Annotated in this window: 21 protein-coding genes; 10 read left to right on the forward strand and 11 right to left on the reverse strand. The window is 72.5% G+C overall.

The window, feature by feature from the left end:
- Positions 1-62 precede the first annotated feature (62 nt).
- Both ACSP97_RS13495 and ACSP97_RS13500 read left to right on the forward strand, forming a co-directional pair.
- A complete protein-coding gene (locus ACSP97_RS13495) occupies positions 63-440 on the forward strand; it encodes a hypothetical protein (protein WP_358273968.1) in 378 nt (125 codons plus the stop codon).
- 67 nt (positions 441-507) lie between these two features.
- Positions 508-888 carry a hypothetical protein gene (locus ACSP97_RS13500; RefSeq protein WP_440557670.1) on the forward strand — a complete coding sequence of 127 codons (381 nt, stop codon included), beginning with the start codon at positions 508-510 and terminating at the stop codon, positions 886-888.
- Between the two features lie 248 nt (positions 889-1,136).
- Here ACSP97_RS13500 and ACSP97_RS13505 read toward each other — a convergent pair whose 3' ends face one another.
- Positions 1,137-1,892, reverse strand: a complete 756-nt coding sequence (locus ACSP97_RS13505; RefSeq protein WP_440557671.1) for a hypothetical protein — start codon at positions 1,890-1,892, stop codon at positions 1,137-1,139.
- A 171-nt stretch (positions 1,893-2,063) separates the two neighbouring features.
- On the opposite strand from ACSP97_RS13505, the gene ACSP97_RS13510 reads away from it, so the two are divergent.
- The 6 genes from ACSP97_RS13510 (at position 2,064) to ACSP97_RS13535 (ending at position 8,353) form a co-directional block, all read left to right on the forward strand.
- On the forward strand, positions 2,064-3,572 hold the full coding sequence (locus tag ACSP97_RS13510) for a serine/threonine-protein kinase (protein ID WP_440557673.1): 1,509 nt from the start codon (positions 2,064-2,066) through the stop codon (positions 3,570-3,572).
- 395 nt (positions 3,573-3,967) lie between these two features.
- The gene (locus tag ACSP97_RS13515) at positions 3,968-4,156 is read left to right on the forward strand and encodes a hypothetical protein (RefSeq protein WP_358678445.1); all 189 of its coding nucleotides are present in this window, start codon (positions 3,968-3,970) and stop codon (positions 4,154-4,156) included.
- Between the two features lie 163 nt (positions 4,157-4,319).
- Positions 4,320-4,739, forward strand: a complete 420-nt coding sequence (locus tag ACSP97_RS13520) for a hypothetical protein (protein WP_355144878.1) — start codon at positions 4,320-4,322, stop codon at positions 4,737-4,739.
- A complete protein-coding gene (locus ACSP97_RS13525) occupies positions 4,736-6,892 on the forward strand; it encodes a tetratricopeptide repeat protein (RefSeq protein WP_440557675.1) in 2,157 nt (718 codons plus the stop codon). Before ACSP97_RS13520 ends, ACSP97_RS13525 begins: the two co-directional genes overlap by 4 nt.
- A 99-nt stretch (positions 6,893-6,991) precedes the next feature.
- Complete coding sequence (locus tag ACSP97_RS13530; RefSeq protein WP_440557677.1) at positions 6,992-7,951, forward strand: D-2-hydroxyacid dehydrogenase family protein; 960 nt, start codon at positions 6,992-6,994, stop codon at positions 7,949-7,951.
- Between the two features lie 123 nt (positions 7,952-8,074).
- Positions 8,075-8,353 (forward strand): chaplin, encoded by a 279-nt coding sequence (locus ACSP97_RS13535; RefSeq protein WP_440557679.1) that lies wholly within the window; start codon positions 8,075-8,077, stop codon positions 8,351-8,353.
- Between the two features lie 72 nt (positions 8,354-8,425).
- On the opposite strand, the gene ACSP97_RS13540 is transcribed toward ACSP97_RS13535, so the two are convergent.
- The 10 genes from ACSP97_RS13540 to ACSP97_RS13585 all read right to left on the reverse strand — a co-directional run bounded on the left by ACSP97_RS13540 (position 8,426) and on the right by ACSP97_RS13585 (position 14,951).
- Positions 8,426-9,292 (reverse strand): tyrosinase family protein, encoded by an 867-nt coding sequence (locus ACSP97_RS13540; protein ID WP_355324687.1) that lies wholly within the window; start codon positions 9,290-9,292, stop codon positions 8,426-8,428.
- Positions 9,276-9,788 carry a tyrosinase family oxidase copper chaperone gene (locus ACSP97_RS13545; protein ID WP_355144887.1) on the reverse strand — a complete coding sequence of 171 codons (513 nt, stop codon included), beginning with the start codon at positions 9,786-9,788 and terminating at the stop codon, positions 9,276-9,278. The genes ACSP97_RS13540 and ACSP97_RS13545 overlap by 17 nt, the downstream gene beginning before the upstream one ends.
- Positions 9,789-9,936: 148 nt before the next feature.
- A complete protein-coding gene (locus ACSP97_RS13550) occupies positions 9,937-10,452 on the reverse strand; it encodes a hypothetical protein (protein WP_382009373.1) in 516 nt (171 codons plus the stop codon).
- Between the two features lie 222 nt (positions 10,453-10,674).
- Positions 10,675-11,163: a DUF5949 family protein gene (locus ACSP97_RS13555; protein ID WP_355144891.1), complete on the reverse strand. Its 489-nt coding sequence runs from the start codon at positions 11,161-11,163 to the stop codon at positions 10,675-10,677.
- A gap of 155 nt (positions 11,164-11,318) precedes the next feature.
- Positions 11,319-11,609 (reverse strand): hypothetical protein, encoded by a 291-nt coding sequence (locus ACSP97_RS13560; protein ID WP_355145103.1) that lies wholly within the window; start codon positions 11,607-11,609, stop codon positions 11,319-11,321.
- 150 nt (positions 11,610-11,759) lie between these two features.
- Entirely contained in the window at positions 11,760-12,551 is a 792-nt protein-coding gene (locus tag ACSP97_RS13565; RefSeq protein ID WP_440557681.1) for a hypothetical protein, read from the reverse strand.
- A gap of 219 nt (positions 12,552-12,770) precedes the next feature.
- The gene (locus tag ACSP97_RS13570; RefSeq protein ID WP_355324693.1) at positions 12,771-13,010 is read right to left on the reverse strand and encodes a chaplin; all 240 of its coding nucleotides are present in this window, start codon (positions 13,008-13,010) and stop codon (positions 12,771-12,773) included.
- A gap of 167 nt (positions 13,011-13,177) precedes the next feature.
- On the reverse strand, positions 13,178-13,867 hold the full coding sequence (locus ACSP97_RS13575) for a chaplin (RefSeq protein WP_440557683.1): 690 nt from the start codon (positions 13,865-13,867) through the stop codon (positions 13,178-13,180).
- Positions 13,868-14,028: 161 nt separating this feature from the next.
- A complete protein-coding gene (locus tag ACSP97_RS13580) occupies positions 14,029-14,256 on the reverse strand; it encodes a chaplin (RefSeq protein ID WP_355144899.1) in 228 nt (75 codons plus the stop codon).
- Positions 14,257-14,540: 284 nt separating this feature from the next.
- Positions 14,541-14,951 carry a rodlin gene (locus ACSP97_RS13585; protein WP_355324699.1) on the reverse strand — a complete coding sequence of 137 codons (411 nt, stop codon included), beginning with the start codon at positions 14,949-14,951 and terminating at the stop codon, positions 14,541-14,543.
- 237 nt (positions 14,952-15,188) lie between these two features.
- Here ACSP97_RS13585 and ACSP97_RS13590 point away from each other — a divergent pair, with 237 nt between their 5' ends.
- Positions 15,189-15,599 carry a rodlin gene (locus tag ACSP97_RS13590; protein WP_355324702.1) on the forward strand — a complete coding sequence of 137 codons (411 nt, stop codon included), beginning with the start codon at positions 15,189-15,191 and terminating at the stop codon, positions 15,597-15,599.
- 209 nt (positions 15,600-15,808) lie between these two features.
- The gene (locus tag ACSP97_RS13595; RefSeq protein ID WP_355527654.1) at positions 15,809-16,216 is read left to right on the forward strand and encodes a rodlin; all 408 of its coding nucleotides are present in this window, start codon (positions 15,809-15,811) and stop codon (positions 16,214-16,216) included.
- Positions 16,217-16,245 lie beyond the last annotated feature (29 nt).

Raw genomic sequence — 16,245 nt, forward strand, 5'->3', positions numbered from 1 at the left:
ATCGTCGTACCCGCTGCGGCCGTCCCTGGTCAGCGATGTCACGATCGGAGAGTCTGGGGGGCATGCTGCTACCGCTCACCCAGGGGAAGACCGAGCTCATCGAGGTCGTCCGCATCAGCGACCCCGTCAGGCATATCCGTTCGGAGGACCTGGCCGGCGACACTGCCGCGATCTGGGAGGGAGACCAAGCCCGGCAGGCCCTGTCCCTGATCGCCGACCTACCAGGAAGTGAGCTGTACCGCTGTTTCCTCCCGGGCTGGGGAATCCGGGCGCACAGTTCCACCGATCAGCTCTTCGAGATCGCCTTCTGCTTCCGCTGTCACGGTGCCCGTATCTGGGGGCCGGGTCTTCCTGTCGAACAACGAGGCCGGACCTTCGACGCAGACAGCCCTGCGGCACTTGAACTGCTCCACCGATTCCGCTCCTGCCTGCCGGACTGAGGTCTCAGTGGCCTGCGGACGAAGAGGCGGCCGTGCCAGATGCAAGAGTCAGCAGTGGTCGACAAGGGTGGATCTGCAACACCTCATTGCGGCATGCATGATGACCGGCGTGGGGATCGATGTGGAACTGCACTCTGCTCGGCCGGCTCGCAACTGGGAGAAGTCTCGCGCGACGTTCTTGCGCGGGTCCCACGGGCACGCCGATGCGTTGGCCGACGCTTTGGGGGCGCTTCACTATCTCGGTGTCCCTGGTCGACTCACCGCTGTCGACCTCTACGGGGACACGGTGATGAACGAGCAGGAGGCCGAAGCCGCCCTCGCCGAAGTGCCCGGTTTGCGGGAGCAGTGCACGGACGAACGGCAGCGCGCAGCGCTGGATGATCTCGCGGCGGTGCTGCGGGAGTGCGTCAACACCGCAGGCAGTTATGTACGGTTCGCCGGCGACTGAGTAGCACGCGGGGTCTGAGCACTGTCGAATGCCCGGCACCGTATGCCAGGAACGAGAAGAGGTGCAGGTAATCAAGGGTGCGCCGGTCGACACACCAGGCGCCTTCTATGCGCTTGGCCGCCGGTTCGAGTCCTCCCGGGGCGCCGTCCGCATCCTCCCCTCGGGAGGGCTTCTCGTCAGCCCGGACGCCCCTCTCGTGGACTCCGGGGTTGTCCGGCCGTCGCTGCCCGTCGGCCCCCGCGCGGTTCTCAGTTGGAACGCGCGGCGATCTGCTCGGCGATGGAGAAGCGCTGCTCGCACTCCGGGCAGGTCGCCTCGCCGAAGGCGTACGTCAGGGCTCGCGCGACGTCTTCGTGGCCGTCGGTCAGGGCGAGGTCGTGGAGGCGGCGGCCGAGACCTTGCAGGGTGCGGGGATCGGCCGGTTGGAGGGGGAAGGTCTCGGTGTCATCGCAGCGGGCGTGGTCCCCCACCGCGCTGAAGAAGCCCCGCTCTCCGATGATCACCCACAGGGTCGCGCACCCGTCGGGATCGGGGCATTCGAGTTCGTACTCCTCGCTGACGACACCCCAGATCAAGTCCTCCGCCCAGTGGATGTCGCCCTCCAGGTTCAGGACGGCTTCGAGCAGGTGGCAGTAGTCGTTCCGGTCGGCGGTGGCCTGCCGCCACCGGTTCGCGGCGCCCAGGAGTCGGGTGACGTCCGGCGCGTACCGGCGCCGCAGGTTCCGGGTCTCGTGCCGCTGGTCGGCCTGGACGAGAAGGGCACCGGCCAGGTGCAGGGCCGAAGCCGCCGTGTCGGCGTTGCCGGCGTCCGCCATGTCCGCCAGCGTCGGCAGCACCAGCGGATGGGCGACGTCCAGCGATCCGTTGTGGTACAGCTCCGTCCAGAGGTCGCTCCAGGCCTGGTCGTCCCGTCCGCCTGCGGCGCGTTCCAGCAGGACCTTCAGACGGCCGGAGTCGGCGTCGTCCGTGCGGGGCCCAGGGGAGTTCGTCGTCATCTTGGGCATCCAAGCAAACCTCCGCGACCGTGCGTTCGCCGGCCTGCCGATTGCCGTGGACGTCGTGCCGGTCGGGCGTGTCCGGTCTGGCGGAGCCGCCGGCCGGGGCAAGCCGTTGGGGCCGCCGTCCCGTGGTCGGCCGCCTTCCGGGTCGTCATCGGTTGGCCTAGCCTGACCGGCATGACACCGGGGGACAGGGTCGGCGGGCGCTTCGAGCTGATCGAGCGGCTCGGCAGCGGGGGGATGGGGACCGTGTGGCGTGCCAGGGACACGCTGCTGGACCGTGAGGTGGCCCTCAAGGCGGTGCGCCAGGACGCGGACGCCTCGCACACCGTGCGGGAGCGGGTCTTACGGGAGGCCAGGGCGCTGGCCCGGCTCAGCCACCCGCACGTGGTGACGGTGTACGAGGTCGTCGAGGCGGAGCCGCACCCGTGGATCGTGATGGAGCTGGTGCCCGGCACCTCGCTCCAACAGCGCGTCGACGCGGGGCCGCTGAGTCCGGCGGAGACGGCCCGCATCGGCCGGCAGATCCTCTCCGCCCTGCGCGCCGCGCACGCCGCCGGCATCCGGCACCGGGACGTGAAACCCGCGAACATCCTGATCCGCCCCGACGGCACCGCCGCCCTCACCGACTTCGGCATCGCCGCCCTCCAGGGCACGACGGCACTGACCGCGACCGGTGAATTCGTCGGCACCCCGGAGTACATGGCTCCCGAACGCATCCGCGGCCGCGACGACGACCCGGCCTCCGACCTGTGGTCCCTCGGGCTGGTTCTGTACCTGTGCACGGAGGGCGCGAGCCCGCTGCGCCGCGCGACCACGCCCGCCACCCTGGCCGCGGTCCTCGAAGAGCCGGTCCCCCCGCCCGTACGCTCCGGGCCCCTGGCCCCCGTCCTGCGGTCCCTCCTCGTGCGGGACCCGGCGGCCCGCCCCGACGCAGGTCGGCTGGACGCGATGCTCGCCCAGGTCGAGGCCGGCACCACGCCCAGCTGGGCCCAGCCGACGCTGACGGCGGCCCGCACGCCGGCCCCGGTCCTCCAGGCGACCCCCACGCAGCAGGACGTCCCCGGGCCCGGGACGCCGGCCCCGACCCGCCGCCGTGCACCGGCGCTCCTCGCCGCGACCGCCGTCCTGGCCGTGGTCACGGCGGCCGCGCTGGTACTGACCCTGCGCACGGGCAAGGACAGCGGACCGACCGCCGGGACGGCCGTCGCCACGACCACGCCCGCCTCGCTCACCTCCGCCCCTCACACGCGGCCGGCGAGCCCCGGTCCGGAGCACAGCCCGGACCCGGCGCCGAGCACGTCCTCCTCCCCCGCGCCGAGCGCGTCTCGGCGGTCATCGGCCCCGGCAGACGGCGGCCGTTGGATCGCGCAGCTGTACTCCGAGCCCGTCTCCTCGGGCGCCGCCGCCCGCGACCAGCGCCTCGAACGCATCCGCGCCTCCGTGCCCGAAGCGCTCTACCTGCGCAGCGACGACTACGCCTCGCTGCGCCCCGGCTACTGGGTGATCTACGCGCCGGGCCCCTTCCCCGACGGCCGTGCCGCGCTCGCCTACTGCGCCAGGCACGGCCGCACCACCGCGAACACCTGCATCGGCCGCTACCTGAGCACCAGCCGCGCCGACTTCCCCCTCCAGTGCCGTCCCCCGGCCCCCGACCCGAAGGGCCGCTGCACACGCGACGACTAGGGTCTTTCGTTTGGATCAGGCCGGATCAGGGAGCGGTGCCAGACCCCGCGAGCCCGGCACGATCCAAACGAGAGGCCCTGGCCGTGCTGTCCGGACAGCAGGCGCCACGGCCACGATCCACGGACGGTGCTGCGGGGCCCGGGTCCTTCCCCGAGGAGGGGTCTTTCCCCCGGGCCGAGACCCCTGCCGTGCGGAGTTAGCGTGGAAGGAGGGGGACGTCGAGCGGATGCCCGGCACCGTTGCGATGAAGCGGGTGAGCCATGACCGTGCAAGCAAGCAGGACAGACTCCGGTGCCGGGACGGCGCCGTCCGGTGGGCCGGTTCCGATCACGAAGCCCCAGGGGCCCGGTGCCGCGGCCGAGCAGGTCGTCAGGGGCAATTCGATCACTGTCCGCATGGGCGGCCTGCGAGTCGATCTGCCGCCCGGGGACCAGCTCGCGTTCCTCGCGGGCCTCGGCGTCCTGACGGCGCTCGAACTCGTCGAATGGCCGGTCGCGCTCGCCATCGGGGTCGGGCACGAACTGGCCCGCAGTCGTCACGGCAAAGTGCTGCGCGAGTTCGGGGAAGCCCTCGAAGAAGCGTGAAACCGTTTGGGCCGGCGCGGCAAAGCCGAAGCACCCACGGCAGTTCACCCGCGTGGCAGCGCACATCGGGCGGGCGCGCCCGTTCCGTTCAGGGCGTTCGGCTGGTGCGAGGGGGGCTCCGTTCCTAGGCTTGGCCCCGGAAGTCGTGAGCACTGGGGGTCAAGTGAGCGGCGAAGTCGCGCAGTTGGTGGAGTCGGCCGGGCCGTACCTGACCACTGCGGTGAGTGCGTACGGGACGGCGGTGTTCGCCCGGGCGGAGAGCGCGGCCGTGGACGCCACGGCGAACGTGGGGCGGCGGATCCTGCGAGCGGTGTGGCGCAGCCGCGACGACCAGGGCCGGGCGGAGCTGGAAGCCTCGGTGCGGGAAGCGGCCGACGCGCCGGGGGACGCGGACGCGGCGGCCGCCGTGCGCCAGCAGATCAAGCGGGCGCTGCGCGAGGATGCCGAGCTGCTGTCCGAGTTGGCCCGGATGCTGCCCACGGCCGGTGAGACGGTGAACGTGACGGCGTCGGGCGAACGGTCCATCGCCGCCAAGAGCATCGGCACGGCCGTCACCGGGGACCACACGACGATCCGCCCATGACGGACGGTCCCGGATCCGGGGGCGGCGGGCCCCGGGCGACAGGCGAGCGGTCCCTCTCGGTGGGCGGCAGCGTCAGCGTGGCGATCACCGGCGACGGTGCCGAGGTGGTGATGCTGCCCGCCGAAACGGTGCGCTGGGCCAAGGAGGTTGAGGCGCCACCCGGGGAGGGCAACCTTCCCGGGCCCGCGTCCGGGGTCTTCGTCGGGCGTGCGGCCGAGCTCGCCGAGCTGCGCCGGCTCCTGACCGGGGCGGGAGAGGCCGCGGTCACACGGGTGGCCGGGACGCGGGTGATCCACGGGCTGGGCGGGATCGGCAAGACCACCCTCGCCCTGCACTACGCCCACACCTTCCGGCGCACCTACACGCTGGTCTGGTGGATCAACGCCACGAGCACCAAGCAGATCGTCGCCGGCCTGGCCGGCATCGCCACCCGGCTGTGCCCGCACTGGGCGACCACCACGGGCGTACAGGAACGGGCGGCGTGGGCCATCAGGTGGTTGCAGTGGCATCCCGGCTGGCTGCTGGTCTTCGACAACGTCGAGAACCCCGCCGATCTGCGCCACTACCTGGGCATGCTCCCGGACGGTCATCACCTGGCCACCAGCCGCACCGCGACCGGCTGGCACGCCGTCGCCCCCACCATGCCCCTGGGGCTGCTGGACCCCGATGCCGCCACCGGACTGCTGTGCACCCTCGCCCTCGGAGCGGAGTGCGCACCCACACCACGGCAGCGCCGCGACGCGGCCGCCCTTGCCGCCGAACTGGGCTACCTGCCCTTGGCGTTGGAGCAGGCGGGCGCCTATCTCTTCGAGACCGGCACCCCGCTGGGCGAGTACCGGGCGATGCTCGGGCAGGTCATCGACACGACCGTGGGCGGTATCGACCCCGAGCGCACCATCGCCGCCGTCTGGCGCCACACCCTGACCGTCATCGAACGCCGGAACCCGCAGGCCATCACGCTGCTCGACGCCATGGCCTGGCTGGCCCCCGATGTCATCCCGCGCACGCTGCTCGCCCCGCTCTGCCCCGACGCGCGCACCCTCGGCGAGGCACTGGGCGCGCTCCACGCCTACAACATGATCGCCTACAGCGCCGACCGCCGAAGCGTGAGCGTGCACCGCCTCGTGCAGACCGTCCTGCGCAGCCGGCCGCCCGGCAAGGAATCGGGCGGGTATCCCCCTGGTCGGCAGGATGCCGAACGACTCCTCCAGCGGGCCGCCGACGACGACACCGGCAGCCCGCCGTGGGAGCGGCTCCTCCCCCATGCGATCGCCATCACCGAGTCGACGCCACCGGGGACTCCGGCGTCCATCGAGACCGCCAACGTGTTGCAGGCCCTTGCCGAGTACCAGGACCGCGAGGGCCGCAACGCGCACACCGTCGGCCTGCGAACAGCCGCACTCGCGCACTACGAGCAACTCCTCGGCGACAGCCATCCGCAGACCCTGACCAGCCGCCAGGGTCTCGCCGGCGCGTATCAGGACGCCGGTGACCCGGACCGGGCGATCCCCCTGTACGAGGCCGCCCTCGCACTGTGCGAGGAGACCCTGGGCGACGCCCATCCCCGTACCCTGGCCGGCCGCAACGACCTCGCCAACGCCTACACCGACGCGGGGAACCCGGCCCGCGCCGTCCCCCTGCTGGAAGCCACCCTCGCCCGGTCCGAGAAACTCCTGGGCGACATCCATGCCCACACCCTGATCCACCGCAACAACCTCGCCAACGCCTACAAGGCCGCCGGCGACCTCGCCCGCGCGATCCCCCTGTACGAGACCACCCTCAGGCAGTCGGAGGAGACTTTGGGTGTCACTCACCCGGACACCCTGATCAGCCGCAACAACCTCGCCGGCGCCTACAAGGCCGCAGGGGATCTCACCCGTGCCATCCCGCTGTACAAGGCCACTCTCGGACAGCGCGAACGCGTCCTGGGCGAAACCCACCCCCACACCCTGAACTCCCGCCACAACCTCGCCAACGCCTACCGGGCCGCAGGCGACCTCGCCCGTGCCGTCCCCCTGTACGAGACCACTCTCGCCCAACGCGAACGCGTCCTGGGCGAAACCCACCCCCACACCCTCATCAGCCGCGACAACCTCGCCGACGCGCTCCGTGCCGCCCGAGCCGCGCGGCGACCTGACTCGACGAACCCCTGACGGCCCCCGCGCGGCCCGGGGCCAAGGGCGCCGCCCCCGGCGGGCCCGATCGCGCCGTCCGCCATACTGCGGACCCGGAGGATCGAGAGGGGAGAAAGCGTGCGGCTTCGTTGTGCGGTGCTGGACGACTTCCAGGGGGTGGCCGCCGAGTCGGCCGACTGGTCGCTGATCGAGGACGCGGTGGAGGTCGTCGCACTGCGCCGGCACCTGGAGGATGAGGACGCCCTCGCCGCGGCGCTCGCGGAGTACGACATCGTCGTCACCCTGCGCGAGCGCGTCGCCTTCCCGGGTTCGCTGCTCGCCCGGCTGCCCCGGCTGAGGCTGATCGTGGCGACCGGGATGCGCAACACCGTGATCGACTACGCGGCCGCCGAGGTGCGGGGCGTCACCGTGTGCGGCACGCAGAGTTCCGGCACTCCGCCGGTGGAGCTGACCTGGGCGTTGCTGCTGGGCCTGGCCCGCGGGATCGTCCAGGAGAACACCGCGCTGCGCGGTGGCGGCCCCTGGCAGTCCACGGTCGGCGCCGATCTCGACGGTGCCCGCCTTGGTGTGCTCGGGCTCGGCCGGATCGGCGGCCGGGTCGCCCGGGTGGGGCTCGCCTTCGGGATGCGGGTGAGCGCCTGGAGCCCGAACCTGACCGAGGAGCGGGCCGCGGCGGCCGGGGTCGAAGCGGCGGCCTCCAAGGAGGAGTTGCTCGCCGGCAGCGACTTCGTCACCGTGCACGTGCCGGGCGGCGAGCGCACCCGGGGCCTGATCGGCGCGGCCGAGCTCGCCCTGCTGAAGCCCACCGCCTACCTCGTCAACACCTCCCGCGCCTCCGTGGTGGACCAGGACGCGCTGCTGGCCGTGCTGCACGAGGGCCGGATCGCGGGCGCCGGCGTCGACGTCTTCGACATCGAGCCGCTGCCCGCCGGTCACCCGATGCGCACCGCGCCCCGGCTGCTCGCCACACCCCACCTCGGCTACGTCTCCCGCGCCAACTACCGCACCTACTACACGCAGGCGGTGGAGGACATCCGGGCGTACCTGGCGGGCGCCCCGATACGCAGGCTGCCGTGAACGTGCCTGTTGAACGAGTGATCCCCGGGTGATCACCGTGACCACCCCAGAGCGACGGCGTTGAACGGGGAGTGCGGCGGCTGGTCCTGCCGTCGCACTTCCCGAGCGACAAAGGAGAACGTGATGTCTCGCATCGCGAAGGCAGCCGCCGTAGCCCTCGGCACCGGTGCCGTGGTGATCAGCGGAGCCGGTCTGGCCCTGGCCGACGCGGGTGCCCAGGGCGCGGCCGTCGGCTCCCCCGGCGTGCTGTCGGGCAACGCCCTCCAGGTCCCGGTCAACATCCCCGTGAACCTCTGCGGGGACACGATCGACGTGATCGGCCTGCTGAACCCGGGCTTCGGCAACACCTGCGCCAACCCGGGCGGCGGCTTCGCCCAGCAGGGCGGCGACTACGGCAACTGATCCACGCCGTGACCAGCGAAGAGCCCCGGCACCTCCGAGCGCCGGGGCTCTTCGCGTGCGCCGCGACGGCCGTCAGGCGTACCGGTAGATCCGGCTCACGTCCTCCAGCTGGTCCGGGGTTTCGTCCCACGGCGGCAGCTTCTGGTGCCGGGCGACGACCCGGCCGCGTTGCGCGTCACCGGCGCCGGGCGGCTCGGCCGGCAGATAGCGGTGGCTCTTGTGCGCCCGCTGCCAGCGCTCCCACAGCATGTCCAGGAAGGCGTGGTGCAGCCAGAACACGGGGTCGTTGACGGACGCGGCGCCGAGCATCGCCCCGCCCACCCAGCGGTGCACCCGGTTGTGGTTGTGCCAGGAGGCACTGCCGCTGCCGGTCCCCCAGCCCTCCAGTTTGTTGCGGAAGCCCCGGGTGACGGTCGAGTCCCAGGGGTGTACGTCGTACGCCGTGTCGTTCAGCGCCCAGTCCACGTCGCCCTGCGTGGGCAGTTGGAGGGGGGAGGCGGCGCGGCCCAGGTCCCGGGTGAGGTAGCGGCCGTCGGTGACGCCCTCCCGGATGGTCCAGTGGCCCGCCGCGTAGGCGAACGGCCCGGTCGTCACCTGCTGGTCGGAGCGGCGCCCGTTGCCGCCGAGCAGATCGGCGGTCCAGGGCACGGAGGTCGCCGAGCGGTCCCGGGTCCAGTCCCAGTACGGCACGGTCACCGAGGAGTCGACGCGGCGCAGCGCCCCCTCCAGTTCCAGCAGGAACCGGCGGTGCCAGGGGAGGAAGGAGGGCGCCATGTGGGCGGTGCGCAGACCGGTCTCGCCGTCGGCGGCGTAGTACGCGATGTGGATGCGCACGAATTCGTCGTACTCGCCACGCCGTTTGACTTCCAGCAGGGCGTTGACGAACCGCCGCCGCTCGCCGGCGGTGAGGGCGCGAACGTTCTTACGCACGTACGCCATGCCGGTCCCCCCACTCCAGGCCCAGGTGTTCCAGCAGGTCCAGGACGCTGCCGGGCCGTGCGTCGCCCAGCGGGGCGGGGGCCAGGTCGCGCAGCCGCTGGCCGGGGCCGAGTTCGTCCACCGCGGCGCGGGCGGCCTCCTGCGGCGTCCGGTACGAGGTGTAGTGGTCGACCATGCTCAGCCAGGTGCCGTCGGCGCGCCGCATCAGATGCAGCGGACGGTCGTCGACGGTGATCCGCCAGTCGGCGTCGGCGCCGCTGCGCCCCTCCTCGGGCATCCGCACGCCCTGGATGTGCCGGCCCCGGTAGGTCTCGTCGAAGGAGTCGCCGCCGGGGCCCGCGGCCGGCGGCACCGGCCGGGCGGCGGCGACGACCGGGGTGAGGGAGAGGGCGGCGACACAGGACAGCAGTCCCCGCGCCACCCGTCTCCGTGTCGGCCCGGCCGTCGTATCCGCTCCGGTCCGCTCCTTCGCGGCCACCGCTTCGCCGTCGGTCATCGCACCCTCCTCGTCCGGGGTCGGTTGTCGCAGCCGGTAACCGGCCGGGGGCGGCCCCGGTCACCGGGATACGGCCGAACGCGCGGACAAGGGAGCCGTGCGGGTCACCCGGGTACGGCCGAACGGCGCCGGCGGGAGGCCGTGCGGGTTACCGGCCGGAGTCGGCGCCGAGGCCGGCGTCGGCGACGGTGCGCACGGCCGGGGCGAGGAGGCCGGCCTCGGGGGCCTTGAGGCCGGGCAGGCCGAAGTCGTGCGGGTCGGGCTGGGTGAGGGGCGCGTCCAGGTCCAGGCCGGGGCCGAGGGTGTGCAGGCCGGAGGCGGGGGCGTCGACGTCGAGGTGGTCGAAGCCCTCGCCGAGCAGCCGCGGCAGCGGCGCGTGCAGGCCGGCGCCGGGCAGGGCGCCGCCGACCGGGACCTGGGGCAGGATGCCCTCGGGCAGCAGCCGGCCGGTGGTGTAGCGCGGGCCGTCGGGGGTGCCCGGGGTCGGCAGCGGCACGTCCAGGGAGGCCTCGGGCACCGGGATGCCGAGGGACTGGGAGACGCCGCCCAGCGGTACCGGGACGGGGACCGAGCCGGCCGCGGCGGCGGGGGTGGCGGCGGCCAGGGCGGTGGCCAGGGCGCCGGTGACGACGGCGGCAAGGTTTCCTCGGGTGGTCGGCTTCATCTCGGCTACGGTCCCTTCACGGATGCGGAGTTGACGTCCGTACCGCGTAACTGGCGCCGCCGGAGCGGGAAAACGGCGTCGGCACGCTTTTCCCCCGGCTGCCGTAATAGTGGGCTGGTCGTGCCGGGGCCGGTCCGCGAGTCCCGTCGTCGGCCGACCCGGTACGGCCACCGGCCGTCGGCGGCACCCCAAGTCGACTCGGTGTGGCTCGCGTTGGCCGTATCAGCGCAGCCTGGTGACGGGCAGTACGACGTGCGCGGCCGCGTTCAGGGTCTCCTGGGCGCCGGCGAACGCGGCGAGCGCGGCGGGCGACACGATGGTGCCGGGGGCGCCCTCGGGCCAGGCGCGGGTGGTGAAGACGAGGTAGGCGTAGCCGCGGGCGCGGACGGCGGCGAGCCACTCCGGCGGTGCGGGGGCCTGGGCGATCAGCCGCGGCATCCGGACGACCGCCTGCCCGGCCTCCACCAGCAGGCTGATGGGCAGGCTGGGCCGGTACGTGCCGTCGACCAGGTCGCCGCCGACCGGCAGCCCGTTGCTCACCAGCAGGTGCTCGACCGCGGCGGCGGTGGTGTCCGGGCCGCCCGGCGCGTCCCCGAGGGAGTAGGCCAGCAGATAGGGCATGTCGGTGCCGTCGGGGGCCGCGCCGCTCCAGGGCAGCACGACGAGCGTGCCGAGGTCGGCGGGGTGTGGTGCGGTGGGGGTTGAGGTCACCGCGCGACCTTATCGACGGGGCCGGGGGCGGTCCGGCGGCTTCTCACCCGTCCGGACCAGTGGTCCGGGGGGCTCCACACGATCGAGGGAAGTGGCCCGGAACGGGTCGGGGCCGGTGCCGCGAATGCGGTACCGGCCCCGGGGCGCGGGGGGTGTCAGCTCTGCAGGGGCAGGCCGCCGAGCAGCGGGTTGTGCTGGTTCAGCGCGGTGGTGGCGCCCTTGACGGTGTGCAGCAGGGAGTCCTTGTTCTCGGTGTCGAGCGCGTCCGACTGGTGCTGGATCGGCATCATGTCGCGCAGGGTGATGGGGCCCTTGGCGAGCTGGTTGACGGCACCGTTGAGGCTGGTGGGCGTCAGGTCGGAGGCGTTGTAGGCGAACGCGGGCGCGGTGACGCCGGCGAGGGCCACGGAACCGGCAACGACGACGGCAGCCTTCAGGGACTTCATCATGTTCCTCTCTTCGGGCGGCTCGACGCCGCCCAGGGGATGTCGGACGCCGTGCCTAACGACCGCCGCGCCGGACCGAAACCCCGTGGCCCTGAAGACATATGAACATGCCTCGTACGGCGACCCGGCCCGCGTCCGGGCCTCAGGCGCTCACCCGGTCGCGGGCAGGCTCGGCAGCGCGGGCAGGCTCGGCGTGGCGGCCGGGGTGGAGGTCGCGGCGGGGGTCGCGGTGGGGGTCGGGCTGAGGGACGCGAGCAGCAGGTCGACGAGGTTCTTGGCGTTGGAGACCACCTGGTCGACCTGGGAGACGACCGCGTTGACCAGGGCGTCCACCGCGGCGAGCACATCGCCGAGGAGATCGCGGGCGGCGGGCACGGCCCGCGTGGCGCCGTGCTTTGCGGCGGAGGCGGCCGGCTTGGGCATCGCCGACTGCGACTCGGAACCCGAGGGGGCGACGGCGGGCGCGGAGGGCGTGGCGGGCTGAGCGGGGGTGGCGGGGGCCGTCGGGGTGGCGGCGGGGGCGGTGGGCGTGGCCGCGGGCTGAGCGGGGGCCGTCGGCGTGGCCGCGGGGGCGGTGGGCGTGGCGGGCGTGGCCGCGGGGGCCGTCGGCGTGGCGAGTGTCCCGGCCGCCGCCGCCCGTTCGAGGGCCTTCTTCGCCTCGTCGCCCAGCCGTCTGGCCTCGGCCGCCGGCAGTCTGCCCTCGGTCAGCGACCGGTCCAGCAGGGTGACGACCTGCTTGGGCACGGAGCCGCTGCGGTCCATGGCCCTGACCTGGGCGAGCAGTTTCGCGGCGCCGGGCAGGGAGGCCCGGGAGGTCCCGGTGTCGGCACGGTCTCCCGTCGAGTCGGCGGAGACGGCGACGGCGACCGGGCCGGTGACGGCGGCCAGGACGGCGGCGCCGACGACGGTGGAGGCGAGGCGCCGCGCGGGCAGAGCACGCATGGGGATTCCTTTCGGACGGGTTTCGGGATCCGAAGCCACCGTCCGTTCGCCGCCCGCGCCCCGCAACCGCTCGCTACGCCACCTGCCCCGTCCGGGCCACACGCTGCCCCGTCCGCCGTAACGGACGTGCCGGGCCACGTTGCCCCGGAACGGCGAACCGGCCGCCCACCCCACGACGGATGCGGGGACGGACGGCCGGTCGGCGAACCGCGGCGGACGTCAGCCGTTGACGCAGGTGTCGCCGAACGCCGGGTTCAGCAGGCCGATGACGTCGACGCTGTCGCCGCAGAGGTTGACCGGCACGTGGATCGGGACCTCGATGGCATTGCCCGACACGACGCCCGGCGAGTTGGCGGCGACGCTGCCTGCGCCCGAGTCGGCGGCGGCGATACCGGCGGTGCCGGCGACGGCCGCGACGGCGGCGGAGGTCAGGATCAGACCCTTCGCGATACGCGACATGGAAAGGTGCTCCTTGGGATCGACACAACACCCGGGCGAATACCCGGCGTTGTGTCAACGCGCCCCGCGCTCGCGGGTTGTGCCGCCAAAGGGGTGATCCTCGCTCAACTGGCCGCTCGCCCACGCGAAGACCCCCGCACGGGCGCGTGCGGGGGTCCTCCCGGGCGTCAGCGGCGGGCGGTGCTCCGGCCGCGGCGGTACAGCACCGCACCGGCCGCGATCAGCGCGGCGCTGGCGGCCGAAGTCGCGATCATCGCACGGGCGTTGCCACCGGTGTGCGGCAGCGAAGGGTGGCCCGGGGGCGGGGTGGTCTCGGGCGGAGACGTGGTCTCACCACCGCCGTACGGGGGCGGGGTGGTGTCGTCGCCGTACGACGGCGACGGGGTGGACTCGTCGCCGTACGACGGCGGCGAAGTCGTCTCGTTCCCGTACGAGGGCGGCGGAGTGGTCTCGTCGCCGTACGACGGCGACGGGGTCGGCTCGTGTCCGTAGGACGACGGCGGCGTCGACTCGGAACTCCCGTACGACGGCGACGGGCTCGGCTCGTGCCCGTACGACGACGGCGCGGTGGTCTCGGAGCTGCCATAGCCGCCCGAGTCGTCGTCGCCGTAACCCGTGGGCGGGGCCGAGTGGTGCTTGTGACCGGCGTTGGCGCAGAAGTTGCCGAACGCCGGGTTCAGCGCCGCGGCCACGTCCACGGAGTCGCCGCAGACGTTCACCGGAATGTGCACCGGGACCTGGACGCTGTTGCCGGACAGCACGCCTGGTGAACCATGGGCCGCCGCCTGCGCGTTGGAGTCGGCGAGCGCGGCGGTGCCGTACAACGAAAGCACGCCGGTCGCGGCAGCTGCGGCCACGACTGCGCCCTTGCTGAGGGTCTGTCGCAATCTCGTAGTCTTCCTGCTCGAACTGCTCGAAGATGTGGGAAGGCCGGCCTCGGGCCTGGAGATCTATGGATCGACGGTCCGAGACCGGCCTGAACGCAGCCGGCGGGCTGGCGTGCGGTGGGTACCGAACGTCAGCCGTTGGCGCAGGTGTCGCCGAACGCGGGGTTCAGCAGACCGATGACGTCCACGGAGTCGCCGCACAGGTTGATCGGGACGTGCACCGGGATCTGGATCGCGTTGCCGGACAGCACGCCCGGAGAGTTCGCGGCGGCGGCCCCGGCCCCGGCGTCGGCGAAAGCGGGGGCGGCCCCGCCCAGCGCCAGGAGGGCACCGGCGATGACTGCAGCGCTCTTCTTCATAAGTTTTCCCTTCTCTGACGGTCATGCCCCTATGAGCGGTCGAAACCGAGCGAGCACGGCCTTGAACGGCTCGCACCATGACCGGCAGGTTCTAGAACGAGGAATAGACAACCCGGGAAACTCTGGAACGCACCCGGCCCCCTAATTCACTCGAACGCCCCAGTAGAATTGGCACCTTGGACGATTAACGGATAGGTGCTTCTTTGCGAAGAAGGACAAAAACATCCGGGCGCCGCACCGAAAACACGGTGCGGCGCCCGGACGGCACTCGGGGTGGGGCCTGCTCAGCTGCCGACGGCGCCGTTGCCCGCCAGGACGGAGATGTCGTCCGCGACGTGCGAGAGCGGCTCGTCGTCCTTGGCCTGCGTCGAGTTCTCGGCGCACTGCTGGATCTGCTGCGAGGACAGCACGGGGATGTCCTGGACACCGACGTTGACCAGCGCGAGCACCGACTGGACGTCCGCCTTCACCGGCAGGCCGACGCACAGGTCGTTGAGCGAGCCGCCCACCAGGGTGGCCTGCGGGCTCAGGTTGCCGCGGGTCACCGCGTTCCCGAACGACTCATGGGCGCCGTTGCCGCTGGCCGACGTGGTGCCGTGGTCGTTGCCGATGGCAAGCGCCTGAGGGGCCGCCGCCGCAGACACACCGATGAAAGACGCGGCGACCGCCGCCGCGGCCATTGCCTTCTTCAGCATTTCGCTTTCCTTCCCTGGCTTTCACCAAGACGCATGTTCCTGCCCTCGCATCAACCGGGCCGGGGCCGTTTGGTTGCGGGGGATCACCCGATCGGATCGTCCGGCCGTATTCACCGCCCATGCGCCGGCACCCGCGAAATGTGCGCCATTGGAGTGAAGGAGGGCAACCGTGGGCGCCCGGTCCCGTTGAACCAGATCGCTCCGGTGGACGGGGTGTCTTCAGAAGGGAATCAGCAAGTGATCAAGAAGGTTCTGGCCACCGCCTCGGTCGCCGCCTCCGTCGTCGGTGTCTCCGCCGCCGTCGCGGCACCGGCCCTGGCCATCGGCAACGACACCGGTACGACGACCTACAGCGGCAACGGCGCCGCGCAGACGTACGGCAACTCGGCCACCTACGGCAACATGAGCCCGCAGATGGCGCTCATCCAGGGCTCGTTCAACAAGCCCTGCATCGGCCTGCCGGCGAAGGCCGACCTCCAGTCGGTGGTCGGACTGCTCAACATCGGCGTCCAGGACATCCCGATCCTGTCCTCGCCGCAGACCCAGCAGTGCACGGAGAACTCCACGCAGGCGAAGGGCGACGAGGCCCTGTCGCACATCCTGGACGACATCTCCGCCCTGTCCGGCAACGGCGCCGCCGGCAGCTGAGCGGTCGCTCCGCGCGGCGGCGGGCCACCGGATTTCCCTCCGTTGGCCCGCCGTTTCGCTGTCCGGGCGCCGGTTCGCCCGGAGGGCGTTCATCCATTCATCCGACCACACTGCTCCAAACGGGGCAAAAGCCGCAACCACGGCTCCGTCGAGGCAGTTGACGGTCACGCAGCTCCTCCCCGGAGTCCGCCTTTCGAAAGGGAACGAACATGAAGAAGCTGTGGGCAACCGCGGCCGTTGCCGCCTCCGTCGCCGGTCTCGCCGGTGCGGCGGCCCCCCAGGCCCTCGCCATCGGCAACGACCACGGCACCACGTCGCTCAGCGGCAACGGCGCCACGTCGTCCTTCGGCAACTCGGCCACCGCCGGCAGCATGAGCCCGCAGCTCTCGCTGGTCGAGGGTTCGCTCAACAAGCCCTGCATCGGCCTGCCGGCGAAGATCGACGCCCAGTCGCTGGTCGCGCTGGTCAACGTCGGGGTCCAGGACATCCCGGTCCTGTCCTCGCCGCAGACCCAGCAGTGCACGGAGAACTCCACGGAGGCGAAGGGCGACGAGCCGCTCTCGCACATCCTGGACGACATCTCCGCGCTCTCGGGCAACGGCGCCGTCGGCAGCTGAGCAGCCGACTCCCGCGGCGGCGGGTCACC

The sequence above is a fragment of the Streptomyces sp. SCPE 10 genome (assembly GCF_051980735.1).
In the GTDB taxonomy this organism is placed as follows: domain Bacteria; phylum Actinomycetota; class Actinomycetes; order Streptomycetales; family Streptomycetaceae; genus Streptomyces; species Streptomyces misionensis.

Bases quoted from the DNA above. Each gene is read 5' to 3' on its own strand.
- ACSP97_RS13570 (WP_355324693.1), bottom strand. From the start codon at position 13,010: ATGTCGCGTATCGCGAAGGGTCTGATCCTGACCTCCGCCGCCGTCGCG.
- ACSP97_RS13525 (WP_440557675.1), top strand. From the start codon at position 4,736: ATGACGGACGGTCCCGGATCCGGGGGCGGCGGGCCCCGGGCGACAGGC.
- ACSP97_RS13510 (WP_440557673.1), top strand. From the start codon at position 2,064: ATGACACCGGGGGACAGGGTCGGCGGGCGCTTCGAGCTGATCGAGCGG.
- ACSP97_RS13565 (WP_440557681.1), bottom strand. From the start codon at position 12,551: ATGCGTGCTCTGCCCGCGCGGCGCCTCGCCTCCACCGTCGTCGGCGCC.
- ACSP97_RS13580 (WP_355144899.1), bottom strand. From the start codon at position 14,256: ATGAAGAAGAGCGCTGCAGTCATCGCCGGTGCCCTCCTGGCGCTGGGC.
- ACSP97_RS13545 (WP_355144887.1), bottom strand. From the start codon at position 9,788: ATGACCGACGGCGAAGCGGTGGCCGCGAAGGAGCGGACCGGAGCGGAT.
- ACSP97_RS13585 (WP_355324699.1), bottom strand. From the start codon at position 14,951: ATGCTGAAGAAGGCAATGGCCGCGGCGGCGGTCGCCGCGTCTTTCATC.
- ACSP97_RS13550 (WP_382009373.1), bottom strand. From the start codon at position 10,452: ATGAAGCCGACCACCCGAGGAAACCTTGCCGCCGTCGTCACCGGCGCC.
- ACSP97_RS13495 (WP_358273968.1), top strand. From the start codon at position 63: ATGCTGCTACCGCTCACCCAGGGGAAGACCGAGCTCATCGAGGTCGTC.
- ACSP97_RS13535 (WP_440557679.1), top strand. From the start codon at position 8,075: ATGTCTCGCATCGCGAAGGCAGCCGCCGTAGCCCTCGGCACCGGTGCC.
- ACSP97_RS13540 (WP_355324687.1), bottom strand. From the start codon at position 9,292: ATGGCGTACGTGCGTAAGAACGTTCGCGCCCTCACCGCCGGCGAGCGG.
- ACSP97_RS13595 (WP_355527654.1), top strand. From the start codon at position 15,809: ATGAAGAAGCTGTGGGCAACCGCGGCCGTTGCCGCCTCCGTCGCCGGT.
- ACSP97_RS13515 (WP_358678445.1), top strand. From the start codon at position 3,968: ATGGGCGGCCTGCGAGTCGATCTGCCGCCCGGGGACCAGCTCGCGTTC.
- ACSP97_RS13560 (WP_355145103.1), bottom strand. From the start codon at position 11,609: ATGAAGTCCCTGAAGGCTGCCGTCGTCGTTGCCGGTTCCGTGGCCCTC.
- ACSP97_RS13505 (WP_440557671.1), bottom strand. From the start codon at position 1,892: ATGCCCAAGATGACGACGAACTCCCCTGGGCCCCGCACGGACGACGCC.